This window comes from Faecalibacterium prausnitzii (genome assembly GCF_003287495.1).
In the GTDB taxonomy this organism is placed as follows: domain Bacteria; phylum Bacillota; class Clostridia; order Oscillospirales; family Ruminococcaceae; genus Faecalibacterium; species Faecalibacterium prausnitzii_I.
The window spans coordinates 242,155-267,973 of the sequence record NZ_PRLE01000004.1; the positions used below are offsets into that span (position 1 = coordinate 242,155).

A 25,819-nucleotide genomic window follows, 5' to 3' on the forward strand; every position below is an offset into this window, starting at 1 on the left:
AATCCTCACATTCTCAGGTTACACTTTGTTTGGGTGTGGTCGGGATCGCTCCGGCGTCGGGCGTTTTGCCCGGGAGCAGATTTTCCAGTACGCCGGAAAGTTTGTGGTAAAACTCCCGCCGGGTCTCCATGGGCTTGCCCGTCAGCTCCTGCGGCGGGGTGCTCATGGTCTGGGAGGGCAGAATGGTTTTCAGGTCGCAGCTGTGGCCCAGCATGGCCGTGATGGCCCCGGACCGCCAGAGGCTGAGCGCCAGCACGGCGGCAACGCCTGCCACGGCCACCCGGCCATAGGTGCTCTGCATCAGCCGCACCCAAATCGTCGTCATGATGGTGCCATGCACCCCGCGGGGCGGCGTTTCCAGCACGTCCGCCGTCAACAGGGCCGTGTAGCGGTCCATGCATTTGTCGCAGTAAGAGAGGTGTTCGGCCGCTTCCAGCCGCCCCAGCTCGTCCAGCTGCCCATCCCGCAGGGCCTGTAAGCCCTCATCGGTCAGGCATCCGTCCTCCCGGAACAATTCCAGTTCTTTTTCATCCATTCTGGTTCCTCCTTTCCGGTTTCTGCGGGGCTTCCGCCCCACTGGCCCGCAGCTGGGCGGCCAGCATCTTTTTGGCCCGGTACACCTGGGCCTCCACGGTTTTCTGGGGCCTGCCGCAGAGGCGGGCCGTTTCCACGGCGGTATGCTGCTCCAGCAGCATCAGGCGGCAGGGCGTTTTGTAGGGCTCCCGCAGAGCCAGAATGCGGCGGGTGAGTTCTTCCTCGCCCAACGTCTCCAGCACCTGCTGCTCGGGGTCCGACTCCGGCGGAGCGCCCTCCAGCGCCAGCACCTCGTCGCCAGGGGTGTTCACCCGCCGGACCCAGGCGCTGCGTAAGTAATCTTTCGCCTTGTTGGAGGCGATGCGGGCCAGCCACTGCTTTTCAAACCCGGGCGGACAGCGGTCGATGCTCCGCCAGGCCGCCAGAAAGGTCTCCTGCGTCAGGTCCTGGGCTTCGCCCACATCCGGCACCAGCTGGTGACAGACGGTGTAGACGAGGCCCTGATACTGCCGCACGAGCCGGTCAAATTCCAATGTGGTCAATCGTCCGCGCCGCCTCCTTTCCCGTGGTGCGGGGGTGCTGTTTTTCGCGCCCCTCTGCTTTTGAATACGAGCCGGGAAAGCTTTTTCCTGCAGCTTCCTCAAAAAAATTTTCTGTGGTATACTTACTATATCACACAAGGAGGTCCACCGCCATGGCAATTCCCACAAAACAGGCCCTGTTGCAGGCACTTTCGGGTGCGGAGGGGCGTTACATCTCCGGCGAGCAGCTAGCCCAGACGCTGGGGGTGAGCCGAGCGGCCATCCACAAGGCGGCTGCCGCCCTCACAACGCAGGGGTACACGCTGGAAGCCGCCCCCCGCCGGGGCTACCGGCTGCTGGGCGGGGACCCGTTCTGCGCCAACGCCGTGGGCGAGTACCCCGCACCGGTTTATGTCCACGAGCGGCTGGACAGCAGCAACCAGACGGCCAAGCGGCTGGCACTGGCCGGGGCCCCGCATGGCACGCTGGTGCTGGCGGGCCAGCAGAGCGCGGGCCGGGGCCGGATGGGCCGCCGATTCGAGAGCCCGGCGGGCAAGGGCATCTATCTTTCTCTGGTGCTGCGGGCACCCGTGCCCGCTTCCGAGGCGCTGGGCGTCACCGTCGGGGCTGCCGTGGCCGTGGCCCGGGCTGTGCAGAAACTCTGCGGCATCGAGCTGGGCATCAAGTGGGTCAACGACCTCTACTATCAGGGCAAAAAGGTCTGCGGCATCCTGACGGAAGCCGGCACCAGCGTGGAGAGCGGCCTGCTGGAATGGCTGGTGGTGGGCATTGGGCTCAACCTGACCACCACCCCCGCCGACTGGCCGGAAGAGCTGGCCCGTACAGCGGGCAGTCTCTTCCCGGGCGGGCCAGCCCCTGTCGGCCGGGCGGCGCTGGCCGGGGCCATTGCCCGGGAGCTGCTGGCCCTCTGCCCGGCCTTCGACTGCCTGGACGAGTACCGCTCCCGCTGCTTTGTGCCGGGGCACTGGGTCACCGTCTGCACCGCCGCCGAGACCTACGCGGCCCGGGCCATCGCCATTGATGACAATGGTGCCCTCCTCGTGGAGCGGGAGGGTGGCCGCCGGGCCGCCCTGCAGCACGGCGAGGTGAGCATAAGACCAACGAAAACCGAGTAAGCAAACACAGCGATACGAGTTCTGTTTGTCAGAAGCATCGTATCGCTGTGTTTGTATGTTGAATTTTAACGGGCTCGCCCTCTCAGGCGCTGACGCGCCAGCTTATCCTCCCTCTGTCGCGTTACGACATCTCCCTCCGGCCGGAGGGAGTCTTTCAAAGGGAGAGCTTTCCTATTGTTTACGGTATGTAGGGGGATGTATAGGGCGAGGGGCCGAGCTCGGCGGCTTCCAGCACCTTGACGCCTGCGGACTCAAACGCGTGGCGGAGGGCGGCGGCATAGCCGGGCTTCTGGGCCTTGTTCTGGATGCAGATGGTGATAACGCCGTGGAGCGTCGTGCACTCCACGCCGATGGAAGCACCATCGGCGGGCACCCAGGTCTGGAAATCGGTAAGATACTTCTCCAAGTCCGGGTCGGCAGGGACGAACGGGTCGCCCTGATAGCTGACCCAGAAATCCGAGGGGAAGCCGCTGATGTACTCGCCCATCTGGAAGACGCGCTTCTTGATCTTGAGGGAAGCGCGCTGGCGGTACACCTGGTACACCCAGCCCATCTGCTCCGCCACCCGGAAGAGCTTGGGCTCTTTGGTCAGGTTGTGGTGGATGTCGGCCTCCACGCCAGGCACCAGCGTGGCCAGCGTATCGGCCTCCGTCACCGTGACCGGCCGCTGGAACGAGGCCACGCAGTTGAAAAGGGCCTTGGGCGTGCCCATGGCATCCCGGGCATCGGCGGAATAGTTGTACCTCAGGTCATCCCGGCCAAAGTACTCCCGGCCCGCCTTGCAGAAGAGGGCCATCAGCGCGCTGAACGGTTTGACCCCCAGCGGCAGAGCGGCATCCAGCAGGCTCTGCTTGTCCAGCCGAACCCGGACGAGCTGAGGCTTTGCCTCGCTGGTCTGGGTGACCTCTTTCTGCATGTCGTTCTCCACCTGGCTCTCCGGGTACCGGGCCAGAATGTCTTCAATGTCATAGGGCGGGTCCGACACAAGGGGCTCACAGGCAAAGGCCGTGCCATACCGCAGGTTGCAGTAGAGCTTGAGCACCAGCGTCACGAGCCGGGAAACGCCCCGGCCATCGGCCAGGAAGTGGAACCAGTCGAAAAAGATCTGGTTTCCCTCACAGCTGAAAGCCAGCTGATAGTCGTCGGTGTCCTCCGGGATGTGGGGCTGTACATGCCCGATGCGGACCCGGAACGGCGCGTCGTTGGGGGCCAGGTGAGCCTCCCGCTTCTCCCAGACCACTTTCTGGAAGAAATACCCCGCCAGGGGCCGGGCCTCGTCACAAGCCTGCTGGAGCAGTTCCGCATCCACCGGGTCTTTCATCGTCAGCTCATAGCGGCAGAGGACCGTATGCTCCCGGTAATAATACACGATACCCTGAAAAACAGAGCGCTGTTCCGCATTCATGGGCGTTTACCCCGCGTGGGCGGCCAAGTAATCGGCCAGGTCGCTGATGGTGACAAAGTTGCGCAGCTCCTTTTCCGGGATGCGCAGGCCAAACGTCTCCTCCAGGTCTGCCACCACGGTGAGGATCTCCATGGAGGACAGGTCCAGGTCGTCCATCAGGACGCTGTCTTCGGTGACATCTTCGGGCGAAATTTCAGCAACATCCTCCAGGATGGCGAGGATCTGGGATACGATTTCGGATCTTTCCATAGTGATTAGCTTCCTTTCCCGTTTACAAATCCGTGCGGGGACAGTGTGCCCCGCGGCGGGCTGGTTTATCCTGTTGTTTATTTGCGCAGCAGCTTGCCGGTGCCGGTACGGGGCAGCGGCTCGGTGCTGAACTCCACGGCGCTCATCCGCTGATACAGCGGCAGGGTGCGGTTGGTGGCGGTGATGTACTCCCGCACTTCCTCCTGCTTTGCTTCCTCGCAGTAGATGACGGCACAGATCTTCTTGCCCTTTTCCTTGACGACGCACTCTTTCACCGCCGGGCACTTGGCCAGCAGGCTTTCCAGCTCTTCCGGGCTGACATTCTCGCCGCTGTCCAGGATGATGAGGTTCTTCTTGCGGCCGGTGATGTAATAATAGCCCTCCTCGTCGGCACGGGCCAGGTCGCCGGTGTGGAGCCAGCCGTCGGCATCCACCACCTCCGCGGTGGCCGCGGGGTCCTTATAGTAGCCCAGCATGACACAGCCGCCCCGGATGCAGAGCTCGCCGTCCTCGGCGATCTTATACTCGCAGTGGTCGTCGGGCTTGCCGGCCGAGCGGATGTGCTTTTCGTCCTGGGCATAATTGATGATGCCGTCGCCGCAGGTCTCGGTCATGCCATACACCTGGGTGATCATCATGCCCTCCCGGGCCAGCTCAGCCAGCATCTTGCCATCAAACATGGCGGAAGAACCGCAGGGGTTCCACAGGCCGTTGAGACGCTCCCGGCGGCCCCGCTTGACATCTTTGTAGATGGACTCCATCAGCATGGGAGCCACGGCCATGGCGTCGCTGTGCATCAGCCGGACATCGCGGTAGAAATCCCGCAGGTCGCTGGAGAGGTTGAGGGCCCAGCCCTTACAGGGCCAGACGAACAGGCAGATGAACGTGCCCAGATGGAACAGGGGCAGGATGCAGAAGTTGCTCAACACATCGTTCTTGTTCTCGGGCATGTGGGTATGTTTGTAATCCAGCATGGCATCGCCGAAGACCACCTGCTCCCCGACGGTGGTGAAGAAGTTGCGCTCCGAGAGCATGACGGCCTTGCTGCGGCCAGTGGTGCCGGAGGTGAACATCAGCACCATCAGGTCATCGTGGCCGCGGGTGTTGGGGATGTCCATGGCGGGCTCGCTGTCCTGGAAGCTGTCCATGGGGCGGAGGATGGGGCCGTAAGCGGCCACCAGCTGATCCCGGCAGCCATAGTCGATGCCGTCGTTCAGGATGAGGCTGGGCTCCACCAGGCCGATCTCATATTCCAGCTCCGGCCAGGTCTTTTTCTGGTTCAGGGTCACGACCACGCCACCCGCCAGGATGATGCCAAAGGCGTTGGCGCCGTATTCATAGCAGTTTTTGCTCAGCAGGGCCACCCGCTTGCCTTTGATATCAGGGATGGCACCGCGCAGATAAGTCACCACACGGCGGATGTCCTGCACATACTGGGCATAGGTCTTTTCCACCACGGTCTCGCCGTCGGCGGCCACATAGCGAAACGCCACATGATCCGGGTACTGCCGCTCCATGGTCTGCGTTACAAGTTCAAACGCGTTATCGATCATTCTTTTTGCTCCTTGCCTTTTTCTTTTTTGCAACAACACGCCGGCAGATGCAAGCACTGCCAATACCTTAATAATACCTGTTTTGGCAGGGAATTGCAACCGCGCGGCGCGGTCTTTTACAATTGTTTTATTTTTGCTGCATCCAGGTTCCGGCCTTACTTGCGCAGCAGCTTGCCCAGAGCGTTGCGGGGCAGCGGCTCCGCCGTGAACTCCACGGCACTGATCCGCTTGTACAGCGGCAGGGTGCGGTTGCACTCGGTGATAAAGTCTTTCACCTCGGCCTGCCGCTCCTCCGCGCAGTAAACCACAGCGCAGATCTTCTGGCTCTTTTCTTTCACGATGCACTCCTGCACCGCCGGGCAGACAGCCAGCTTGTGCTCCAGCTCCTCGGGGCTGACGTTCTCGCCGTTAGCCAAAATAATGAGGTTCTTTTTGCGGCCCGTGATGTAATAGTAGCCATCCTCGTCGATGCGGCCCAGATCGCCGGTATGGAACCAGCCGTCCTTGTCGATGACTTCAGCGGTGGCCTCGGGGTCTTTATAATAGCCCAGCATGACGCTGTTGCCCCGGATGCAGATCTCGCCGGTCTCATCCAGCTGATACTCGCAGTGGTCGTCCGGCTTGCCCACGGCGCTCATGTGGTCAGCCGTCTGGGTAAAGTTGAGGATGCCGTCGCCGAATGTCTCGGTCATGCCATAGCACTGGTTGACCACAAAGCCGTTGGCGGCCAGCTCTTCCAGCATCTTGGGGTCGAGGGCGGCAGAGGAGCAGCACAGGTCCCACAGACCGTTGAGACGCTCCACGCGGCCTCGTTTGTAATCGTTGTAAATGGTCTCCACCAGCATGGGGGCCGAAGCCATGACGTCGCTGTGCATCAGGCCAAGGTCGCGGTAGAAATCGCGGATATCGCCGCAGAGGTTCAGGGCCCAGCCTGCCGGCGGGTAGGACATGACGCAGACAAAGCAGGCCATGTGGAAGAGCGGCAGCAGGGTCATGTGGCTCAGAGGCAGCTCCTGGCCCGCGGGCAGGCGGTTGGTGATCCAGTTTTCGGCCACCTCGGAGTAAGTGACCAGCGTGGAGCACATGTTCCGCTCCGAGAGCATGACACCCTTGCTGCGGCCGGTGGTGCCGGAGGTGAACATCAGCATCATGAGGCCGTCGTGGTCCACACAGTTGGTCAGCTCCCCGGGAGTGGAATCCTTGTAGCAGTCCATGGGGCGGAGCAGCGGGCCGTAAGCGGCCTCCAGCTGGGCACGGCAGCCGTAATCAATGCCGTCGTTCAAAATCAGAGCAGGCTCCACCTGGCCCAGCTCATATTCCAGCTCGTCCCAGGTCTTCTTCTGGTTCAGCGTGACCAGCACGCCGCCGGCCAGAATGATGCCGTAGGACGCCACGCAGAATTCATAGCAGTTGCGGCTCAGCAACACCACGCTGCGGCCCTTGAGGTCCGGCACTTCGTTTTTCAGGTAGGTGACCATCTTGCGGATGTCCCGCGCATACTCGCGGTAGTGCTTTTCCACCACGGTCTTGCCGTCTTCGGCCACATAACGGATGGCCACATTGTCCGGGAACTCCTGCTCCATGCAGCGGGTGACCATATCATACACACCAGCGGGAACTTTGATCTTCTCTGCCATTCGTATTCTTCTCCTTTGTGTCAGAATGTCTGATTTTGGGATATCACGGAAAACGCTGGGAAAAAACTCCCCCGGCATCAGTATACCGCAAAGAGGCCGCAAGCGCAATATTTCATTGCACAAATATGCAAGTAAAAGTTACATTCCGATTTGTGCAATTGCATGTAAATCCTTCCTTTTGTTGCGAGGGGGCTAACCCCTGTGGTACACTTTGTTCATCGCCCTGCCGCATTCAAATTGACAGCCACAGGAAAAAGCATTATACTATTTAACAACGCTAGTCCCACAAAATAATCCAACTTTTATCATTTTGCGCCAAGTAGGCGGCTTTCTGCCATCCCGGGGCGATCCTGCGGCGCAAAGGAGGAGCCCTTTCATGGAAGGTACCAAACCTCGTACTGCAAGCTCGCTGGGCATGTTCGACCTGCTGAAAGGCGTCGGTATGCTGCTGATCGTCTTTGCCCACACCTCGGAGCTTTACCCCGTGGGTGATATTTCCACCATCACGCCCGTCACGTTTTTTCTGTTTGCCTACCGCGAATCGCTGATGGCGGCGTTCTACATCGCCAGCGGCTACGGTTTCCGCAAGCGGAGCATTGGCAAATGCATCAGCCAGCAGTTCAAGACCCTGTTCAAGCCTTACGCCTACACCGGGCTTGCCACTACCATCGCGCATTTTGTCATCCATTATCAGACATTCGGCAATTGGAACAACGCCGTTTACGAGACGTATAAAGTGCTGGGCGGTTTTGTGCTGGGTCTGCCCCACACCGCCACCTATTTCGGGCAGGAGTTTTTCTCCTGCGGCCCCATGTGGTATCTGCTGGCACTGATGATCGGATGGATCCTGCTGGACATCATCCTGAATATTTTCCCCGAGAGCTACATAAAATGGGCCGTACTGGGCACCATGCTGCTGGGCTGGGGCATCTCTCTTGTGTGGGAGGCCCCGTTCTGCATCGCGCAGGGCATGGTCACGGTGCCGTACCTGTACATCGGGTTCCTGGCCAAGAAAAAGCGCCTGTTTGAGAAAAAGTTCCGGCCTCTGGCCATCCTGGGCCTGCTGGCAGCGGCGCTGGGCGTCGCCCTGGGTGTGCTGCTGACCGGCAAAACGGACTGCGTCTCCCTGGGCGAGTGGACCATGGGCCCGGTCAGCATCCTGCTGGACGGCATTGTGGGCCTCGGTTTCATCGTCCTGTTTATGAAAGTACAGCGGCTGCTGGACAACCCAGTCACCCACCTCATTGAGGCGGTGGGCCGCCGCTCGCTGTATATCTTCTGCATCCACACCGTGGAGCTCACGGCAGTGCCCTGGTACCTGATGGTGCAGAAATACGCTGCCGCCCCCACCAAAGGCCTCTGGCTGCAGTATGCCGTCTCGCTGGGCAGCATTTTCCTCCTGTGTGAGATCCTGCTGCGCCGCCGGGACGTGATGCTCAAGTTCTTCCCTGCTCGCCGCAGACACTTTGCGGGACACAAGCGGTATGTGGCAAAACATTGAATTTTTGCGGCTCTGCCGCTGAATAATAAAAACTGAGGAGAATCCGGCTATGAACAACGAAACTCCTGAAGCGGCTCTGCGCAGCCGCATTGCGGACCTGGAACAGCAGCTCAAACTCTCGGACGAGGGGTGTTCCCGGCTGGCGGCACGCTGCCTGGACCTGGAAAAAGAGGTACAGTCTTATCTGGCGGCCCACCCCCAGCGCGAGATGCACACCGATTCCCCCACCCTTTTGCAGCCGCTGCTCTACTTTGATGCAGGCTTCGGCTTCTCCGAGCGGGACACCCTGACCGCCCCCGACTATGTCTGCGACGAGCTGACCGGTACCGTGACAGCGACCTTTGAGCTGCCCACCGCCGCGCAGGCTTTGCGGTTTGACCCGGGTGAGCTGCCCTGCTGCATCACCAACCTGAGCTTTTCGGACGACCGGCTGCTCTGCGTGCCCGCCAACGGCCTGACACTGCCGGGCGACAGCATCCTGTTTTTGGGTGATGACCCCAATTTCCGGCTGGAGGGGCTGACCCATTACCCCGCCGGGATGAAGCTGGTGGTCTCCTACTGCTATTTCCCGCTGGAGACGTTGACGGACGAACCCCTTTTTAACGCGGTGCTGGAGGGGGTGCAGCACTTCCAGAAGACCTGGAACAGTGAGGCCCGGCACATCCAGCAGCTGGAGCAGGCCAACGCGGAGCAGCAGCAGGCTGTGGACGCCCTGCACAAGAACATTGCCGAGCTGCACCAGGCCAACGCGGAGCTGACCGCCCGCTGCCAGGCCTATGAAAAATCGCTGGAGGGGGTGCTGTCCAGCAGCAGCTGGCGCATCACCTCACCGTTCCGCCGTCTGCTGGGCTGGTTCCACCGCAGCCGCTGAGCGCACTCATCACTGACAGAGGAGCGACAACATTCATGTACAGCAGTTACAGTCCCCTGCAGCGGACCCAGCTGTCCGGGCAGGTTTATACCGATACGCAGAGCCTCTATCTTCTTGTTTATGCCCCGGGCCGCCGGGTGGCGCTGGAAAACACCCTGCGCGACCAGCTCCACCAGAAATTCCGGCTGGTGGATTCGCTGGCTGACGCTCTCACCCCCGCCGTGGCCGGTGTGCTGCTGGTGCGGGAGGATGTGGAGCTGATGTCCACCGCCCTCAACTACTTTGCCGCCGCCCTGAAAGACGGGGCGGATCTCGTCCTCAGCGACGCCGTGTTCGGCTACAACGGTGCCACCGCCCTCTACCAGAGCGACGCCCACATCTCCTGCACCGGCTGCGCGCTGGTGTCCCGCGCTTTGCTGGACCGCTGCCGCGCCGCCGCAAAGGACCCGGAGAGCGTCAGCGAACTGCTGGACGCTGCCGCCCGCCTGAGCGAGCGGTGCACCCGCGTCCCGCAGGCTCTGCTCCATTTTGAGCGAGACATCTGCGCCGAGGATGCCTATTCTCTCCACGGCAAGCGGGCATTCCTCATCAGCCATGTGCTGGATATGACGGGTGCCCCCATCGTGATGGTGAGCGCCGTGCCCGTGCTCCGCAGCATGGGCTATGAAGTGACGGTGCTGGGCCCCAGTGACAACGGTTCTTTGCAGCTGTTCCGGGACGCCGGTGCCGCCGTCATCACCCGGGCAGGATGTGTTTCCTCCCCGGCTCTGTGGGGGCTGGCCCTCTGCGCCGATTTCGTCATTGTCAACACCGTGGTCAGCGGGCGGGTGCTCCGGGCCCTGAGCGATACCGGCGTGCCTGTGCTCTGGTGGCTCCACGATGCCTTTGCGGGCTACCCGCACATTGCCCACCAGATCCCCAAGACCATTGCCCCGAATGTGGAGGTCTATTCCGTGGGCAAGCACGCGGCGGCGGCCATGCATGCCGTCCGGCCCGAGTTCGAGATCAAACAGCTCATCTATGGCCTGCCCGACTACTCGAAAGAAGACTTCCCGGTCTACGACCTGGGCTACGCCAATGGCCGCCCGCTCTTCGTCACCGTGGGTTCGTTCGAGCGGCGCAAAGGTCAGGATATCTTCTGCAAAGCCATCCGGCTGCTGCCCCCCGAGGTACGGCAGAAAGCCTCGTTCCTCTTTGTGGGCAAGGCAGCCGACCGGGAGATGATGGACGCCGTGCGGAACCTGACGGCCGATTATCCCGCCAACGTCTTCTACTGCAAGCGGCTGAGCCGGGACGAGATCAAATCCCTGATGCAGCAGTGCACCTGCCTGGTCTGCGCCTCCCGCGATGACCCCATGCCAACATTCGTCACCGAGGGCCTGATCTTCGGCAAGCCCTCTATCGTGTCGGAGCACACGGGCACGGCGGGCCTTGTCACCGAGGGTGTGGACGGCTTCGTCTACCGGGACGATGACCCCGCCCAGCTGGAAAAGCTGCTCTGCTGGGCCATTGAGCACCCCGCTGAGCTGGCCGCCATGCACGACGACTGCCGCGCCCTCTACGAGCGCTATTATTCCAAAGAAGCGTTCGCCCGGACGCTGACCACGGCGGTAAAAGAGCTGACCGAAAAAGTGGAACAGTTGAACAACAAATAACCCTCGAGGGACAGGCAGACGCCTGTCCCTTTTATCATATTGCTGTATTTGCCAAGAAAAATTTGTCTCATGTTCACAAAAAGCCCGCAGGGATATGCTATACTGTCCTCAAATCCCGTTGAGAAAGGAGCGTGTCCCATGCCCCGGCAAAGCCAAAACCAGAGCCCTGCCCCCTCCCGCAAAAAAGCCCTGCTCTCCGCAGCCATCCTGCTGGCCCTGACGGGCGTGCTCATCCTGCTGTTCCAGGATCACTGGGCCGAGATCTCCGCCGCGCTGGCCCAGCTTTCCCTCGGACAGGTAGCACTGGTGCTGGCGCTGGGCATCACCTACCCGCTTTTGGAGGGTGTGGCCAGCTGGCTCATCGTGCGCAGCCGCCTGCCCGGCTTTACCCTGCGGCACGGCATCGACAACGCATGGATGGGCACGTTTGGCAACGTCATCTGTCTGGGGGCCGGAGCGGTGCCCATGCAGACCTACTACCTCCACCGCTGCGGGCTGGGGCTTGGCCCCGGCGTGGGGCTGATGACCCTGCAATACGTCTTCCATAAGGCTGCCGTTCTGGTGTATGCCACGGTACTGCTGCTTTGGAACCGGCAGTGGTTCACGGCCCACGCCACTGGCGTTTTGAGCTACCTGCCCGCCGCCTACACGGTGGTGGCCGGGGTCATCCTGGGGCTGGTGCTCCTCTGCACCGCCCCGCTGGTGCAGAGCCTTGCCCGCAGGGCTCTGGGCCTGCTGCCCAAGACGGAGAAATGGCAGGCCCGCCGGGAGAGCTGGCAGACCCAGCTGGACACCCTGAGCGAAGAGAGCCGCCACCTGCTGACAGAAAAATCCCGCTGCCTGAAAATTTTCGCGGTCCATCTCTGCAAGCTTTTTTTGATGTACACCATCCCTTCCTTCTGCCTGCGGTTCATGGGGCTTTCCAGCGCTCTGAGTTTCGGGCAGGTGCAGCTGCTCACCGCGCTGATGCTCTTCCTCTCCAACGCTCTGCCCAATGTGGCCGGCATGGGCTCCATTGAGACGGCATTCCTGCTGGTATTCGGCGCGTTCCTCACCCGGGGCGAGACGATGAGTGTCCTGATGCTCTTCCGGATCGCGACCTATTATGTCGTGGTGGCCGTGAGCGCCGTGGGCTTCTTCTTTGCCCAAAAGAATGCCAAAAAATTGGGATAAGACGCACAAAAAGCCAGCCTCTGACCGGAACGTTCCGGCCGGAGGCTGGCTTTGGTTTTGGGGGACGAAAGGACAAAAGAAAAGCGTCCCGGATCATTCCGAGACGCTTGGTGGTTGCGGGGGCCGGATTTGAACCAACGACCTTCGGGTTATGAGCCCGACGAGCTACCAGACTGCTCCACCCCGCGATATTTACTTGTCCGCGTCAGCCGCTCGCTGACTGCTCAAGTATAATACCACAACACCGGGTGGATGTCAAGCATTTTTGAAAAGAAAAATCTTACTTTTGCTTTTTGTGCTTCGGGTGGCGCGCTTTATAGAAGATCACGCCGCAGACAGCGCCCACTACGATGAACGGCCAGTGGCCCACCAGGAAGACCGCCGCGCTCTGCACCGTCTCCACAAAGCCGGACCAGCCCTCCCGCAGGGCGTTCTGGATGCGGGAGCCAAAGCCCTCCTCCACGGGGGTATAGGTCTGCACCTCTTCCAGCGAGAGGTAGACGGTGCAGCACTCCACCTGGCGGCTGTACCAGTCCAGCTGGCTCTGATAGCTTTCCAGCTGGTACTGCACATCGCTCAGGGAGGACTCGATCTGAAGCAGGTCGGAGAGGTTATCCGCGCTGGCTTTCAGCTCCTGCAGACGGGCGCGCTGTTCTTTCAGACTGTCCAGCCGGGCCTCGATGTCCATATACTGGGTGGTGACATCCTCGGCCTGCTGGCTCTTGTAGGTCACATTGCCCGTTGCGGCCACGGCAGCGAGGAAACTCTCATAATTTTCCTGCGGGACCCGGAGGGTCAGGCTGAGGCTCCGGCGGCTGCCGCTGTTGGCGTACTCGTCGCTGGACTCCATATAGCCGCCGGCTTCCGCCAGCGCGGCATCCAGCGCGGTGCGGGCTGCGTCGTAATCCTTGCTTTCCAGCGTCAGGTTGGCCGTGTAGATGATCTTGCTGCTCTCCGCGGCGTGAGCACTCTCCCCGGCGCTCTCCAGCTCCCCGCTGGTCAGCACCGCCGTGCCGGTATCCGCGCCGCCTGCGGCGGCGCTGCTTTCGTTCATGGCATCGTCGGCCACGGCCGGGGCGCTGGCCATGGCATAAGAAGAAACAGAGTTTTCCATGCTGAAACCGGTGTCCTCCCGGGAAGAAAATGTGGCCGGGCCGGACGATTTGGCCCCTCCCACCCCGATGACTCCCAGATGGAGCACGGAAGCCGCACCACCTGCCACCACGCAGAACGCCGCGCAGGCAGCCAGCCCTTTCCACACACGACTGCCGGGAAAGTGGAGCGCCTTTTTGTGGGCAGGCACTTCCGGCTGTTTCCGCGTGACGGTTTTTGCAGCAGGAACCGAGACGGCCTGCTGGCTCTGCATGGCCAGCAGCTTTGCCTTTAAATCATCCGAGGCATGGAGGTCATCGACCTCCATCTTATATTCAAACCACCTCATCCTCGATCTCCTCCTTCAGCATCGTATGTAACTGTGCCCGCGCCCGCCGCAGCCAGCTCAGCACCGTGTTGGTGGGGGCGCCCAGCATCCGCCCCACCTCCGCCGCCGTGTAGCCCTCATAATAATGGAGGTAAATGGCGTTGCGGTAATTTTCGGGCAGAGAGCGCACGGCGTCCAGCACGCTGCCATCCTCAAAGGCATCCGGGGCAGGCAGGTTCTCGTCCAGCTCGGTGTCTTTCTGGTGGGCAGCGCGGGTCAGGTCGTGGCAGCGGTTGATGGCCACCCGCAGCAGCCAGGCCTTGAGATGCTCCTCACTCTCAAAGCGGCCGCTGTAGTTCAGCAGCTTTTCAAATACATCCTGCACCACATCCTCCGCATCGGCGGTGCAGCTGCAATTGTGCATGGCGGCACGGAACACCGTGTCGCTGTATCGCTGCACGGCCAGCGCAAAAACTTCATTTTTGGATAGCTGTCCCATAATTCGCATACTCCTTTGACACCCCGGCACCCGGGGGCTCGATGGATTCTGATTCGGTACTTGGGGGACATTTCGCTCATTACACGGTTGAGCGGCCCCGATTATTGCAGGAAACGCACAAAATTTTTCCAGTGCGCCCCGGCCCGCCCGTATTCTTCGGCAGGCCCGGTACGCAAAGTATAACATGAACACGCGCAAAACAAAAGAGCCATTTGTCCGAATTCCGAACAAATGGCTCTGGTAGATTTTAGGGTACGCTCTCCTCAGCGGCGGTAGACCCGCTGGAACAAGGCCACCCGCTCCGCCAGGAATGTTTCCACTCTCGGGTGGTGCAGCCAGCGCTTGCCCTCCGTCCGTTCCACCAGCCGCCGCCCCAGCGCGGCGGGGTCCGTGTCGATGGCCTCCACGTCCTGCATGGTCAGGGTGAGCGTCAGTGCCGCCGGAGTGTCCGGCAACGGCGGGAGCGGGTCTTCCCACACAAAGGGCGGCAGCAGCTGTACCGCAAACACGGTGCGGGTGCACTCCTCCGTCAGCAGCAGCGCCGCCGGGGCCCCGTCCGGCATCACATGCAGGCTGCTGTAGAGCAGCTGCAAATGCCCCGGGGCCAGCAGCCGGGTCATGCCCTCCCCTGCCGTGGAAGAAAGGGTCAGGTACTCCGCCGCCTCATCCGCATAAACGCGCCGGGCCGGGGCCTGAAAGCCCGCGTACAGGGCAGGCAGCGCAAAGCTGCCCTCTTTGTCCAGCGCGTGCTGCAACGCAAGGTAAAACTCGGTCAGCGGGTGGTTCGGGTCCGGCTGCGGCATCCCGAAATCCGGCCGGGAGACATGTCCGCCGCCCATCAGGCCTCGTAGCCCAGCGTCGCCGCCATAACAGCCTTGATGGTGTGCATCCGGTTCTCCGCCTCGTCAAAGACGATGCTCTGGGGACCCTCAAAGACCTCGTCCGTCACTTCCATGGCGTCGCGGCCAAAACGCTCGCCCATCTCCTTGCCCACGGTGGTCTTGTGGTCGTGGTAAGCGGGCAGGCAGTGCATGAACACGGCCTTGGGGCCTGCAATCTTCATGAGCTCCTGGTTGATCTGGTAAGCGGCCAGGTCGTTGATCCGCTCGGCCCAAACTTCCACCGGCTCTCCCATGGAGACCCAGACGTCGGTATACAGCACGTCGGCCCCCTTGGCGGCCACGGCGGGGTCCTCCTCAAAGCGGAGGGTCGCACCCGTCTCTGCCGCAATGGCCTCACACTGGGCCACGAGAGCCGGGTCCGGCTGGTACTTCTTGGGGGCGCAGGCCGTAAAGTGGAGACCCATCTTGGCGCAGCCCACCATCAGGCTGTTGCCCATGTTATAGCGGGCGTCCCCGAAGTAGACAAAGTGGATGCCTTTCAGCTTGCCGAAGTGCTCCCGGATGGTGAGGAAGTCCGCGAGGATCTGGGTGGGATGGAACTCGTTGGTCAGGCCGTTCCAGACCGGGACACCTGCATATTTTGCCAGGTCTTCCACGATCTCCTGCCCATAGCCGCGGTACTCGATGCCGTCAAACATCCGGCCCAGCACCCGGGCGGTATCCGCAATGGACTCCTTTTTGCCGATCTGGCTGCCCGACGGGTCCAGATAAGTGACCTGCATTCCCAGGTCATGGGCAGCGACCTCAAAGCTGCAGCGGGTGCGGGTGGAGGTCTTCTCAAAGATCAGGGCAATGTTCTTGCCGTGGAGTTTATCATGCGGGATGCCGGCCTTTTTCTTGGCCTTGAGGTCCGCGGCCAGATCAAGCAGCTGCTCGATCTCCGCCGGGGTGTAATCCAGAAGCTTCAGAAAGCTGCGGTTTTTCAGGCTCATTGTATATTTACCTTTCTATACGCAAATTTATGAATTTTTATGCGAATCGTTATGCCTTATTATATAGCAGGTAAGATTACAGGTCAAGATTTATTTTCCGGCCGCTGGCCTGATAGGGAGTCAGACGAACGCCCGCTTTTTTGAACATGAACCGCGCTGCCACACTGGAATCCGTATCGTGGTATTTATCGCTGTAGTACACCACTTCCGAGATGCCGGACTGGATGATGGCCTTGGTGCACTCGTTGCAGGGGAAGAGGGTCACATACACCCGGGCACCTTTCAGGTTGTTGTGGGCACTGTTGAGGATGGCGTTGAGCTCCGCATGGCAGACGTACATATACTTGGTGTTCAGCGGGTCGCCCTCCCGCTCCCAGGGCATGGCGTCATCATCACAGCCGATGGGCATCCCGTTATAGCCCAGCGAGAGGATCTTGTTCTCCGGGCTGACGATGCAGGCCCCCACCTGGCTGCTTGGGTCCTTGGAGCGCATGGCGGTAAGCAGAGCGATGCCCATAAAATATTCATCCCAGTTGATGTAATCAGTGCGTTTCATAACATGTCTCCTTTGGTTCTAAATGCCCCGTCCAGGCTTGGTCCAGGCTTGACAGCATACGAGAAATCGACTATACTACAAACAGAAAAGGCGCTGTCCGCAATGGTCAGCTCCTCCTCGGCTTAGTCAAAAAGAATGACCGCTTGCTTGGAAGGCTTTGGGCGGTCTTTTTTGTTACAGAATAACATAAAAAGATTCAAAATTCAACGCAAACAGCATCCATGCGTCCACCGGCGCACGGGTGCTTTTTTCTTTTGGCGTTTTACAATCAATTTTCGCCACGTCCAGTCAATATGCACAAAACCATCTCCGGAAGTTTGGCAGGGAGAAGAAAGATTTTTTCAAGCAATCTATTTGAAAATTGCTTTGAGTGTGGTATTATCTCTGTAAAATATGCCACAAAAGCGGAGAGAATGCTCCGTGCGGCGGAAAGAGGGAAAAAACCGATATGAAATACGCAAGCAACAACATCCGCAATATCTTGATTGCAGGCCATGCCGGCAGCGGCAAAACAACGCTGACTGAGGCATTGGTCTATTTTTCGGGCGCAGCAGAGCGTATGGGCCGTGTCGAGGACGGCACCACGGTTTCGGACTTTGACCCTGAAGAAGCAAAGCGCAAAGCCAGCCTGTCGGCATCGGTCGTTCCGGTGGAATATGAGGGCATCAAGTACAACCTCATCGACGCGCCGGGCCTGTTCGATTTTGAGGCGGGCGAGTATGAGGGCATCCGCGCGGCAGAGAGCGTGCTGGTCTGCGTGTCCGGCCGCAGCGGCGTGACCGTTGGCGCGGAAAAGGCGTTCCAGCTGGCCCGCAAGAACGGCAAGGCCACCATGGTCTTCGTCTCCAAGTGCGATCTGGAAAACGCCAACTACTTCAAGATCCTCGAGGATATGAAGATCAAGTTCGGCTCCACCGTCTGCCCCTGCGTCGTCCCGGCCAAGCTGGACGACGGCACCCCCGTTTACATCAACCTGTTCAGCCAGAAAGCCTTTAAGTATGAGGGCGGCAAGCAGATCCAGGTGGACCTGCCCGACATCGGCCACCGCTTCCAGGGCCTGATCGAAGCCATGAGCGAGGCGATCGCTGAGACCGATGATGAGCTGATGGAGAAGTTCTTCGGCGGCGAACCGTTCACCACTGAGGAGATCGTTGAGGGAATGCGCAAGGGCGTCAAGGACGGCCTCATCACCCCCGTCTTCTGCGGCAGCGCCGTCAATCTGCAGGCACTGGATATGCTGCTGTACAACATGCACAAGCTGCTGCCCAGCCCGGCACATGACGCTTTCATTCTGGCTGAGAACACCAACGGCGAGCCCGTGGAGCTGCACTGCACCGAGGAGGAGCCCACCGCCGCTTATGTCTTCAAGACCGTGGCTGACCCGTTCGTGGGCAAACTGAGCTACCTGCGTGTCATCAGCGGCAAAGTGACGGCTGGTGAGCCCCTGACCAACGCCCGCACCGGCGAAGTCGAGAAGATCAGCAAGCCGCTCACCGTCATCGGCAAGAAGCAGGTGGACGCGGACGGCATCGGCGCCGGTGATATCGGCGCGGTCGCAAAGCTGGTCTCCGCCAAGACCGGCGACACCCTCTGCGACGCCTCCCGTGTGGTCAAAATGCCCGCTCCTGTCTTCCCGCTGCCCAGCCTGTTCATGGCTGTCACCGTGACCAAGAAAGGCGACGAGGGCAAGATCAGCAGCGCGCTGGCCCGCCTGATGGAAGAAGACCCCACCCTGAGCTATCTTAACAATGCCGAGACCCACCAGCAGATCATTGGTGGTCTGGGCGAGCAGCACCTGGATGTCGTCAAGGCCAAGCTGAAGAACAAGTTCGGCGTGGAGATCGGCCTGGAAGCACCCCGCATCGCTTACCGTGAATCCATCCGCAAGGCCTGCCAGAAGCAGGGCCGCCATAAGAAGCAGACCGGCGGCCACGGCCAGTTCGGTGATGTCGTGATCAACTTTGAGCCCTGCGACAGCGAGCAGGTCGTCTTTGAGGAAAAGGTCTTCGGCGGCAGCGTCCCCAAGAACTTCTTCCCGGCTGTCGAAAAGGGTGTCCGCCTTGCCGCCGAAAAGGGCGTGCTGGCCGGTTATCCCGTCGTGGGCCTGAAAGCCACCCTGCTGGACGGCAGCTACCACCCCGTGGACAGCTCCGAAATGGCCTTTATCATGGCCGCCAAGCTGGCCTATAAGGCTGCTATGCCCGAGGCAGGCCCCGTCATTCTGGAGCCCATCCACACCCTGAAAGCGCATGTCCCCAACGACAACACCGGCGACATCATGGGCGACGTGACCAAGCGCCGCGGCCGTGTGCTGGGCATGGAACCCGACGAAGACGGCTTGCAGACCATCATTGCCGAGGTGCCGCTGGCAGAACTGAGCAACTTCACCACGTTCATCCGGCAGACCACCCAGGGCCGCGGCTGGTTCACCACCGAGTTTGCCCGCTATGAGATCCTGCCCGAGAATCTGGTGCCCGCCGTGATCGAGCAGGCTAAGAAACTGGGCAATCTGGATGAGGCAGCAGACGACTGATTTTTCGATTTGCAATAAAACCTCTCAGGCCGCGCGTTGGCGCGTCCAGCTCCCCTGCCAGGGGAGCCAATGAGAGGAACCCTAAGACATCTCCAAGGCCCTGTCGGCACTTCCCTCTGTCGGCAGGGCTTTTTCTTGCGTTTTTGCGCAGGCTGGGCGGGGTTTTTGGTTGACAACGCCCGGGGTTGCTATTATAATAAGAAAGTCAAAATGGCATTCGTGTGTGGTTTTGCGCCCTGTGCGCCCGGCTGCACCCAACAAATAGACAAGGAGAGATTCCCAAATGGCACAAGAAATCAAGATGTCCGCTGCTGGCCTCAAGGCGATGCAGGATGAACTGGAATACCTCAAGACCATCCGCCGCAAAGAGCTGGCAGAAGAGATCAAGGAAGCCCGCAGCCACGGCGACCTGTCCGAGAACAGCGAGTACGACGAGGCCAAGAACACCCAGGGCCTGGTGGAAAACCGCATCACCGAGCTGGAGCAGATGGTCAAGAACGCTGTCGTCATCGACGAGAGCGAGCTGAGCGTGGATAGCGTGGCCGTTGGTACCCACGTTTCCATCAAGATGACCGGCGACGATGAAGTGGAAGAGTACGACATCGTGGGCCGCACCGAGGCAGACCCCCTGAACGGCAAGATCAGCGATGAGAGCCCCGTGGGCCACGGCCTGCTGGGCAAGGCCGTGGGTGAGAAAGCCGAAGTCCTGCTGCCCACCGGCCAGACCGTTGAGTACGAAGTGCTGGCCATTACCCACGCTGCCAACTGATAGGAGAAACCATGGAAGAGCAAAAGAAGAACCCCGCGCAGGGTCTGACCGAGAGCGAGCAGGTACAGGTGCGCCGCCAGAAGCTGGCCGACCTGCAGGCCGCCGGTCACGATCCGTTCACCCTGACCAAGTTCCCTCAGGACGCCTACTCGGCCGACCTGAAAGAGGAATTCAAGGATCTGCCCAATGAGACCGACAGCGGCAAGACCGTGGCTCTGGCAGGCCGTATGATGTCCAAGCGCGTCATGGGCAAAGCCAGCTTTGCCCACCTGCGCGACGACAAGGGCGATATCCAGCTCTATGTCCGCCGCGACGAGCTGGGCGAGGAGCCCTATGCCGCATTCAAGAAGCTGGATGTGGGCGATATCATTGGCGTCAAGGGCGAAGTGTTCCGCACCAAGACCGGCGAGCTGAGCGTCCGCGCCACCGAGCTGACCCTGCTGGCCAAGAGCCTGCGTCCCCTGCCCGAGAAGTTCCACGGCCTGACCGATACCGAGACCCGTTACCGCCAGCGCTATGTGGACCTCATTGCCAACCCCGAGGTCAAGGAAACATTCGTCAAGCGTAGCCAGATCCTGAAAGAGATCCGCGCTTATCTGGACGAGAAAGGCTTCCTGGAGGTCGATACCCCCATCCTGACCCCGTTTGAGATCGGTGCCTCCGCCCGTCCGTTCTACACCCACCACAACACCCTGAACATGGACATGGTGCTGCGCATTGAGACCGAGCTCTACCTCAAGCGTCTGATCGTGGGCGGCATGGACCGCGTGTACGAGGTCGGCCGTATCTTCCGCAACGAGGGCATGGACCCCAAGCACAACCCGGAGTTCACCACCATTGAGCTGTATCAGGCTTTCACCGATTTCCATGGCATGATGGATCTGGTGGAGGAGCTGTACAAGCGCCTCGCCCTCAAGATCTGCGGCAGCATGGTCATCCCCTATCAGGGCAAGCAGATCGACATGGGCCACTGGGAGCGCCTGACCATGATCGAGGCTGTCAAGAAATATTCCGGCGTGGACTTCAACGACTGGAAGACCGATGAGGACGCCATCGCCGCCGCCAAGGCCAACCATGTGGAGCTGCCGGAAGTGCCCACCAAGGGTGCCATCCTGGCCGAGTTCTTCGACGCCTTTGTCGAGGACAAACTCATCCAGCCCACCTTTATCTACGATTACCCTGTCGAGATCAGCCCGCTGGCCAAGCGCAAGCCGGACGATCCCGCTTTCACCGAGCGCTTCGAGTATTTCATCGACTGCACCGAATACGGCAACGCGTTCAGCGAGCTGAACGACCCCATCGACCAGAAAGGCCGCTTTGAGCGCCAGGTCGCCGAGCGCAAGGCCATTGAGCCCGACTGCAAGGCCCAGGTCGATTACGACTACGTCAACGCTCTGGAGTACGGCCTGCCCCCCACGGGCGGCCTTGGCTTCGGCGTGGACCGCCTCGTCATGCTGCTGACCGACAGCGCCTCCATCCGTGACGTGCTGTTGTTCCCCACGATGAAGCCGATTGAACAGTAAATTTCCAATTTAAGCGAAACAAAGCCTGAAACTTCTTGATGTACCGAGAAGTTTTAGGCTTTTTCTTTTGATGAATTTCCAGCGAAAACTACGCCATACGCCAATTTTACGCCAAACGATGTATGATTTTGTGCAGAGCAAAAAGAGCGTTGTTCGCATTTAGCGTAAAATTGGAGCGTGTGGTGGATGGGTGCAGACCTGCAAAGGGCTGCATCAGAAAGTGGTTTTATGTATTTGCAAACGGACAGCTGAAACTTTCCACCGCAGAAGAAGTAAATGTGAAAAACATGGAGGTTTCCTTATGAACAAACTACTTTCCTGCCACTATAACATGGACACCAACCGGGTGGAAGCCCGATTCGAGGATGGCACCACCCTTGCCATCGACTGCATCGCCATCGAAGACGAGTACGGCAACACCCCGGCACAGCGGGCAGAACTGGACTGGCTGCTGTACAATAAGCCGCTGGAGTATGCACAGATGGTGCTGGGTGGGGAGATTGAGCGTTATCTGTCACTGGGATGCGACCACGGCAGGCTGGAAGATTGACCTTTTTATTATGGCAGGCATACCGTGGATGGTGTGTCTGCCGTTTTTTCGTATTTAATATGTTTTGTTGCATTTTTACGGAAGCTGCGGTATCATATAAATAATTATTACAAATGGGCAAGAAATACTTTTAGGTATTTTGTTGCGGTTGCCTTGATAACAATGGACCGTTTCTTTAACGAATACATTTATCATACAGGTAACTCTGAGATTTTGTCCTGCTGGAGGAATTATGCCAAGAATTCTCTATGATCGCTTTGGATTCGATCGTTTCGGTTACAATAAGGATGGTTATGATCGTATGGGGTATAACCGAGAGGGATTTGACCGAGATGGCTATGATCGTAATGGATTGAATCGTCAGGGGTTCAATAAACTTACGGGTTTTGATAAAGATGGATACGATAAGGATGGCTATGACCGAGATGGCTTTGATCGTTCTGGCTTTGATAAAGACGGTTTTGACCACAAAGGTTATAATACGTTGGGATATGATCGTACGGGCTTTAATCGTGCAGGTCTTGATAAGGATGGCTATAACCGACAGGGCTATGATAAAAGCGGTTACAATCGGCAGGGCTACAATAAAGATGGGTTCAATCAGTACGGCTACGATAAAGACGGATTCAATGCTCGCGGATATGATATTGAGGGATTTGACCGGAGTGGCTTTAATGGGGCTGGCTTTGATCGTGACGGGTTTGATCGTAACGGTTATGATAAAGACGGCTATAACCGCGATGGGTTTGACCATAACGGTATGGATCGTGAAGGCTATGGCGCAGACGGTTTCGATTTGTATGGCTTCGATCGTGATGGTAATGATCAAAACGGTTTTAGCTTTACAGGCTGGAACTCGGATGGAAAAAATATTCTAGGCTTTTACCGTGACGGCTTTAATTCAGAAGGACTCAGCATTGAAGGCTATTCTCGCGAATTGTTTGATGCCGATGGATATCATATTTATACAGGGTTTAACCTTGAAGGCTTTGATCGTGACGGTTACAACGTGAATGGTTTAGATAGCGATGGTTATAATCGAGAGGGATACCATTTCATAACAGGGCTCAATCATGCTGGTTATGACTGCGATGGTTACAATTTTTATGGGTTTGACCAAAATGGTTATAACCGTAATGGATATAATCGCGATGGATATGATGAAAATGGATTTGATGTCTTCGGATATGACAAAGCAGGTTTTGACCGTGCTGGATATAATCGCGATGGCTATGACCACGATGGTTACAATTTTGAGGGCTACAATGCTGAGGGTGAACTAAAACCATCCCTGCGAAAAAATATGCAGCTTACGTCCGATGCTCAACAAGAGAAATTGGAGCGTCAATATCTGACAAAGTGCCAGATTGCAGTTCGCAGAATCTATGGCAAACAAGTCGAAAATGAGATTATGCAGGATTTCAAGCCGGAGACGAGCTACTATTATGATAGCCGTTCTGGCTTGCTACAAACCAGACGATCAGAGCCTGATATGGAACTGGCACGGAGACAAATCGACCGAAAAGTGAATAAGGTCATCCGAAAACCTTATTTCTGCCATGTTGACTATAAATATAATGCGGAGTTGTATCTAGGAAAACAACAAGTTGCAGGATGGATTACAGATTGGGCTGACGAACAGGCATCGTTATATTATCAATGGCAAATGTACATTGGTAATGAAGATAAGAAATTGGAACTTGTCCGTGACGTTCACATTTCCGATGGCGATTATCAAGGGTACACTGATTTATACAATGCCCATCAAAAAGAAACCAAAAGTACCACAGTCGCTGATCAACACCTCGCACAAATTATTGCTGCCAACCAAAAGAACAAAAAAATCCATGATATTGTTGAATCTATACAACAAAACCAGTATCGAATTATTACGTCTAATATGGATACTCCACTTTTGGTGTTGGGATGTGCTGGATCAGGCAAGACCATGATCCTCATGCACAAAATCCGATATATGAAATACAACCATAAAGATCTTCAGATGGAAGATATAATTGTTCTTTCACCTACTGACATCCTTGGCAGAGAAAGCCATGAACTTTCACGATTGCTTCAAATCGAGGCGGTCAAACAATTTACAGTGGTATCATTTTACGAGGCAGCAAGCAAGCAGCTTCTAAACAAGCTTCAATTGCCTTATGAGGAGTTTCAGGTTATTGATGATGGTATTACCCCAAAAGCCTATTACCAAAAAACATACCTTGATACTTTGCGTTTGGATTTATTCAACATTTTACATCGCGGCTCCTCAAATGGTGGATCTTTAAAATCTTATCAAGAACAACTTGACGAAACGATCCGCTCCTATATAGAGCGATCAACCTTGAAGCCTGAAGAAATTGGACAGCTCGACTCTCTTTATAATTCATCTCTTAAAGAGCTTGAAAAAGCTAGCGTTCAAGATATTGAACATCTGGATTCACTGCTTGAAAAAAGAATTTCTGAACGTCTGAAATACGAAAATGCTCAACTGCTAATTCGACTTTTGCTTCGTGGCAATCTTCTGAAAGATGTACCTCAATTGAAGAATCCGGAAAGCTCTCGTCTTGAGCAAAAATTTTTCTATACTTTAAAGGTTTCAGCTTTAATCATCAGTGACGAATTCAACCGTGGAATGGTTCATCAAGAATTCACTCCGACTAGTATGGCTCAGTGCCTGCAAGTTTTACAACTGTTCCTTACTGAAAATCTTGAACGAGATGATGCGCGTAAACTTTTGAATGAATGGGAAAAGGTTTCCCGACAGGAAGCAGTAGCCTTTGATAGATTTCTTGACCAACAGGCAATGTATTTTGATCATCTGGAATACAAAAAGATTATACTGGAGAATCTACTTTCCGAAAAAATTGTTTGTCGAAAAAAATCCATCGGAGATGCCTTTGATTATGAAACTTCTTTTGAAAAGCTGGTTCAACTCTACGAAGAATCTGAAGATGCACTTGATAAAGTAGGGTTGACCCCCTTTACTTTCTTTTCTACCTATAACAAGATGCTCCGTGAGAAAAAGAGACTTCAGCAGCAGCGAAAGTCTCCAGACAAGAATACATATCTTTTGGATAGTATCCTTCATTTATTAAATGTTACTATATCTTACGACTCTATAACGGAAATTCCGCTGTCAAAAGCATTTTTAATGACTGAGTTGCTATCCTCTTATGCGGGCGATTTGTCTTTGGATAAAAAATACATTTTTGTGGACGAATTTCAAGATCTTTCACCCAATGAGCTTCGTTTGGTACAAAAACTTTATCCTAACTCGGTTTTTAATTTGTTTGGAGATCTTAGTCAATGCATCAGTGAAAAAGGAATTGCAGAACTCACCTCGATACCTAAAGACCTCCGTATTGGCACACCGGCGACTATATCAGAAAACTATCGAAATGCACGTCAGATTACGGAATATGTCAACCGAGAGTTCAGTATGAAAATGCTTGCCGTTGGATTAAACGGCAAGCAAGAAAAAGTTAATATGATTCCAGATTTGGAAATTGCACAAGATGATAGAGTCGCAATTATTGTATCAGGTGCACCTCTTGTTCTCAATGATTTTCTCCGTGACCACGATGTCGTTTTCTTTGATGAGCAACGAGAAATTGTTCGGGGAGCTTATAATGTTATCTCTGTGGCAAATGTAAAGGGCCTTGAATTTGAAAAAGCGATTGTTGTTCTTTCGGGCATGACACCGAACGAACAGTACGTTGCCTGTACTAGAGCCATTCAAGAATTATATGTAATCCCTTCCTAATAGATCAACTTGTCAAGAGGGCTGGCACCGTCCAGCCCTCTCTCTTTTTGCCAAAGTTCCCCTCGTTTTTTCTTGCAAGCCGCCGAAAGTGTCGTATTTCAAAAAGTTTTTGTTGACACAACTCGATTTTTGTG

The 25,819-nt window shown here is 57.2% G+C and carries 21 protein-coding genes and 1 tRNA gene; 10 read left to right on the plus strand and 12 right to left on the minus strand.

Annotated features, from left to right (window positions below; translation table 11 throughout):
* Positions 1 to 13: 13 nt before the first annotated feature.
* Together C4N22_RS08955 and C4N22_RS08960 are read right to left on the minus strand one after the other, a co-directional pair.
* Positions 14 to 535: a hypothetical protein gene (locus C4N22_RS08955; protein WP_242980996.1), complete on the minus strand. Its 522-nt coding sequence runs from the start codon at positions 533 to 535 to the stop codon at positions 14 to 16.
* A complete protein-coding gene (locus tag C4N22_RS08960) occupies positions 528 to 1,076 on the minus strand; it encodes an RNA polymerase sigma factor (RefSeq protein WP_112148704.1) in 549 nt (182 codons plus the stop codon). Before C4N22_RS08960 ends, C4N22_RS08955 begins: the two co-directional genes overlap by 8 nt.
* A 152-nt stretch (positions 1,077 to 1,228) precedes the next feature.
* On the opposite strand from C4N22_RS08960, the gene C4N22_RS08965 reads away from it, so the two are divergent.
* Positions 1,229 to 2,191, plus strand: a complete 963-nt coding sequence (locus C4N22_RS08965; RefSeq protein WP_112148705.1) for a biotin--[acetyl-CoA-carboxylase] ligase — start codon at positions 1,229 to 1,231, stop codon at positions 2,189 to 2,191.
* A gap of 178 nt (positions 2,192 to 2,369) precedes the next feature.
* On the opposite strand, the gene C4N22_RS08970 is transcribed toward C4N22_RS08965, so the two are convergent.
* The 4 genes from C4N22_RS08970 to C4N22_RS08985 form a co-directional block, all read right to left on the minus strand.
* Positions 2,370 to 3,596 carry a hypothetical protein gene (locus C4N22_RS08970; protein ID WP_112148706.1) on the minus strand — a complete coding sequence of 409 codons (1,227 nt, stop codon included), beginning with the start codon at positions 3,594 to 3,596 and terminating at the stop codon, positions 2,370 to 2,372.
* A gap of 6 nt (positions 3,597 to 3,602) precedes the next feature.
* Positions 3,603 to 3,845 (minus strand): acyl carrier protein, encoded by a 243-nt coding sequence (locus tag C4N22_RS08975; protein WP_112148707.1) that lies wholly within the window; start codon positions 3,843 to 3,845, stop codon positions 3,603 to 3,605.
* 77 nt (positions 3,846 to 3,922) lie between these two features.
* Positions 3,923 to 5,398 (minus strand): class I adenylate-forming enzyme family protein, encoded by a 1,476-nt coding sequence (locus C4N22_RS08980; protein WP_112148708.1) that lies wholly within the window; start codon positions 5,396 to 5,398, stop codon positions 3,923 to 3,925.
* A 155-nt stretch (positions 5,399 to 5,553) separates the two neighbouring features.
* Positions 5,554 to 7,035 (minus strand): class I adenylate-forming enzyme family protein, encoded by a 1,482-nt coding sequence (locus tag C4N22_RS08985; protein ID WP_112148709.1) that lies wholly within the window; start codon positions 7,033 to 7,035, stop codon positions 5,554 to 5,556.
* A gap of 376 nt (positions 7,036 to 7,411) precedes the next feature.
* Here C4N22_RS08985 and C4N22_RS08990 point away from each other — a divergent pair, with 376 nt between their 5' ends.
* The 4 genes from C4N22_RS08990 to C4N22_RS09005 all read left to right on the plus strand — a co-directional run bounded on the left by C4N22_RS08990 (position 7,412) and on the right by C4N22_RS09005 (position 12,235).
* Positions 7,412 to 8,536, plus strand: a complete 1,125-nt coding sequence (locus C4N22_RS08990; protein WP_112148710.1) for an acyltransferase family protein — start codon at positions 7,412 to 7,414, stop codon at positions 8,534 to 8,536.
* Between the two features lie 49 nt (positions 8,537 to 8,585).
* Positions 8,586 to 9,407: a hypothetical protein gene (locus tag C4N22_RS08995; protein ID WP_022257279.1), complete on the plus strand. Its 822-nt coding sequence runs from the start codon at positions 8,586 to 8,588 to the stop codon at positions 9,405 to 9,407.
* A 35-nt stretch (positions 9,408 to 9,442) separates the two neighbouring features.
* Positions 9,443 to 11,062 (plus strand): glycosyltransferase family 4 protein, encoded by a 1,620-nt coding sequence (locus C4N22_RS09000; RefSeq protein ID WP_112148711.1) that lies wholly within the window; start codon positions 9,443 to 9,445, stop codon positions 11,060 to 11,062.
* A gap of 138 nt (positions 11,063 to 11,200) precedes the next feature.
* Positions 11,201 to 12,235 (plus strand): lysylphosphatidylglycerol synthase domain-containing protein, encoded by a 1,035-nt coding sequence (locus C4N22_RS09005; protein ID WP_112148712.1) that lies wholly within the window; start codon positions 11,201 to 11,203, stop codon positions 12,233 to 12,235.
* A gap of 111 nt (positions 12,236 to 12,346) precedes the next feature.
* Here the strand turns inward: C4N22_RS09005 and C4N22_RS09010 are convergent.
* The 6 genes from C4N22_RS09010 to C4N22_RS09035 all read right to left on the minus strand — a co-directional run bounded on the left by C4N22_RS09010 (position 12,347) and on the right by C4N22_RS09035 (position 16,544).
* A tRNA-Met gene (locus C4N22_RS09010) sits at positions 12,347 to 12,423 on the minus strand.
* Positions 12,424 to 12,515: 92 nt separating this feature from the next.
* A complete protein-coding gene (locus tag C4N22_RS09015) occupies positions 12,516 to 13,676 on the minus strand; it encodes a DUF4349 domain-containing protein (RefSeq protein WP_112148713.1) in 1,161 nt (386 codons plus the stop codon).
* The gene (locus C4N22_RS09020; RefSeq protein ID WP_112148714.1) at positions 13,663 to 14,154 is read right to left on the minus strand and encodes an RNA polymerase sigma factor; all 492 of its coding nucleotides are present in this window, start codon (positions 14,152 to 14,154) and stop codon (positions 13,663 to 13,665) included. The genes C4N22_RS09015 and C4N22_RS09020 overlap by 14 nt, the downstream gene beginning before the upstream one ends.
* A gap of 263 nt (positions 14,155 to 14,417) precedes the next feature.
* The gene (locus tag C4N22_RS09025) at positions 14,418 to 14,993 is read right to left on the minus strand and encodes a hypothetical protein (RefSeq protein WP_112148715.1); all 576 of its coding nucleotides are present in this window, start codon (positions 14,991 to 14,993) and stop codon (positions 14,418 to 14,420) included.
* Positions 14,993 to 15,988, minus strand: coding sequence for an ornithine carbamoyltransferase (argF, locus tag C4N22_RS09030; protein WP_112148716.1), 996 nt, complete (start codon positions 15,986 to 15,988; stop codon positions 14,993 to 14,995). Before argF ends, C4N22_RS09025 begins: the two co-directional genes overlap by 1 nt.
* Before the next feature lie 76 nt (positions 15,989 to 16,064).
* Entirely contained in the window at positions 16,065 to 16,544 is a 480-nt protein-coding gene (locus C4N22_RS09035) for a deoxycytidylate deaminase (protein WP_022257286.1), read from the minus strand.
* Between the two features lie 448 nt (positions 16,545 to 16,992).
* On the opposite strand from C4N22_RS09035, the gene C4N22_RS09040 reads away from it, so the two are divergent.
* The 5 genes from C4N22_RS09040 to C4N22_RS09060 all read left to right on the plus strand — a co-directional run bounded on the left by C4N22_RS09040 (position 16,993) and on the right by C4N22_RS09060 (position 25,685).
* Positions 16,993 to 19,077, plus strand: coding sequence for an elongation factor G (locus C4N22_RS09040; RefSeq protein ID WP_112148717.1), 2,085 nt, complete (start codon positions 16,993 to 16,995; stop codon positions 19,075 to 19,077).
* Between the two features lie 283 nt (positions 19,078 to 19,360).
* Positions 19,361 to 19,846, plus strand: a complete 486-nt coding sequence (gene greA / locus C4N22_RS09045; RefSeq protein WP_022257288.1) for a transcription elongation factor GreA — start codon at positions 19,361 to 19,363, stop codon at positions 19,844 to 19,846.
* Between the two features lie 11 nt (positions 19,847 to 19,857).
* Positions 19,858 to 21,369 carry a lysine--tRNA ligase gene (lysS, locus tag C4N22_RS09050; protein ID WP_022257289.1) on the plus strand — a complete coding sequence of 504 codons (1,512 nt, stop codon included), beginning with the start codon at positions 19,858 to 19,860 and terminating at the stop codon, positions 21,367 to 21,369.
* A 301-nt stretch (positions 21,370 to 21,670) separates the two neighbouring features.
* Positions 21,671 to 21,919 (plus strand): DUF6061 family protein, encoded by a 249-nt coding sequence (locus tag C4N22_RS09055; protein ID WP_112148718.1) that lies wholly within the window; start codon positions 21,671 to 21,673, stop codon positions 21,917 to 21,919.
* A 232-nt stretch (positions 21,920 to 22,151) separates the two neighbouring features.
* Complete coding sequence (locus C4N22_RS09060) at positions 22,152 to 25,685, plus strand: UvrD-helicase domain-containing protein (protein ID WP_112148719.1); 3,534 nt, start codon at positions 22,152 to 22,154, stop codon at positions 25,683 to 25,685.
* Positions 25,686 to 25,819 lie beyond the last annotated feature (134 nt).

Excerpts from the sequence above, each read along its gene's own strand:
- C4N22_RS08955 (WP_242980996.1), bottom strand. The coding sequence starts at position 535 with ATGGATGAAAAAGAACTGGAATTGTTCCGGGAGGACGGATGCCTGACC.
- C4N22_RS08965 (WP_112148705.1), top strand. The coding sequence starts at position 1,229 with ATGGCAATTCCCACAAAACAGGCCCTGTTGCAGGCACTTTCGGGTGCG.
- C4N22_RS08970 (WP_112148706.1), bottom strand. The coding sequence starts at position 3,596 with ATGAATGCGGAACAGCGCTCTGTTTTTCAGGGTATCGTGTATTATTAC.
- C4N22_RS08975 (WP_112148707.1), bottom strand. The coding sequence starts at position 3,845 with ATGGAAAGATCCGAAATCGTATCCCAGATCCTCGCCATCCTGGAGGAT.
- C4N22_RS08980 (WP_112148708.1), bottom strand. The coding sequence starts at position 5,398 with ATGATCGATAACGCGTTTGAACTTGTAACGCAGACCATGGAGCGGCAG.
- C4N22_RS08985 (WP_112148709.1), bottom strand. The coding sequence starts at position 7,035 with ATGGCAGAGAAGATCAAAGTTCCCGCTGGTGTGTATGATATGGTCACC.
- C4N22_RS08990 (WP_112148710.1), top strand. The coding sequence starts at position 7,412 with ATGGAAGGTACCAAACCTCGTACTGCAAGCTCGCTGGGCATGTTCGAC.
- C4N22_RS08995 (WP_022257279.1), top strand. The coding sequence starts at position 8,586 with ATGAACAACGAAACTCCTGAAGCGGCTCTGCGCAGCCGCATTGCGGAC.
- C4N22_RS09000 (WP_112148711.1), top strand. The coding sequence starts at position 9,443 with ATGTACAGCAGTTACAGTCCCCTGCAGCGGACCCAGCTGTCCGGGCAG.
- C4N22_RS09005 (WP_112148712.1), top strand. The coding sequence starts at position 11,201 with ATGCCCCGGCAAAGCCAAAACCAGAGCCCTGCCCCCTCCCGCAAAAAA.
- C4N22_RS09015 (WP_112148713.1), bottom strand. The coding sequence starts at position 13,676 with ATGAGGTGGTTTGAATATAAGATGGAGGTCGATGACCTCCATGCCTCG.
- C4N22_RS09020 (WP_112148714.1), bottom strand. The coding sequence starts at position 14,154 with ATGGGACAGCTATCCAAAAATGAAGTTTTTGCGCTGGCCGTGCAGCGA.
- C4N22_RS09025 (WP_112148715.1), bottom strand. The coding sequence starts at position 14,993 with ATGGGCGGCGGACATGTCTCCCGGCCGGATTTCGGGATGCCGCAGCCG.
- argF (WP_112148716.1), bottom strand. The coding sequence starts at position 15,988 with ATGAGCCTGAAAAACCGCAGCTTTCTGAAGCTTCTGGATTACACCCCG.
- C4N22_RS09035 (WP_022257286.1), bottom strand. The coding sequence starts at position 16,544 with ATGAAACGCACTGATTACATCAACTGGGATGAATATTTTATGGGCATC.
- C4N22_RS09040 (WP_112148717.1), top strand. The coding sequence starts at position 16,993 with ATGAAATACGCAAGCAACAACATCCGCAATATCTTGATTGCAGGCCAT.
- greA (WP_022257288.1), top strand. The coding sequence starts at position 19,361 with ATGGCACAAGAAATCAAGATGTCCGCTGCTGGCCTCAAGGCGATGCAG.
- lysS (WP_022257289.1), top strand. The coding sequence starts at position 19,858 with ATGGAAGAGCAAAAGAAGAACCCCGCGCAGGGTCTGACCGAGAGCGAG.
- C4N22_RS09055 (WP_112148718.1), top strand. The coding sequence starts at position 21,671 with ATGAACAAACTACTTTCCTGCCACTATAACATGGACACCAACCGGGTG.
- C4N22_RS09060 (WP_112148719.1), top strand. The coding sequence starts at position 22,152 with ATGCCAAGAATTCTCTATGATCGCTTTGGATTCGATCGTTTCGGTTAC.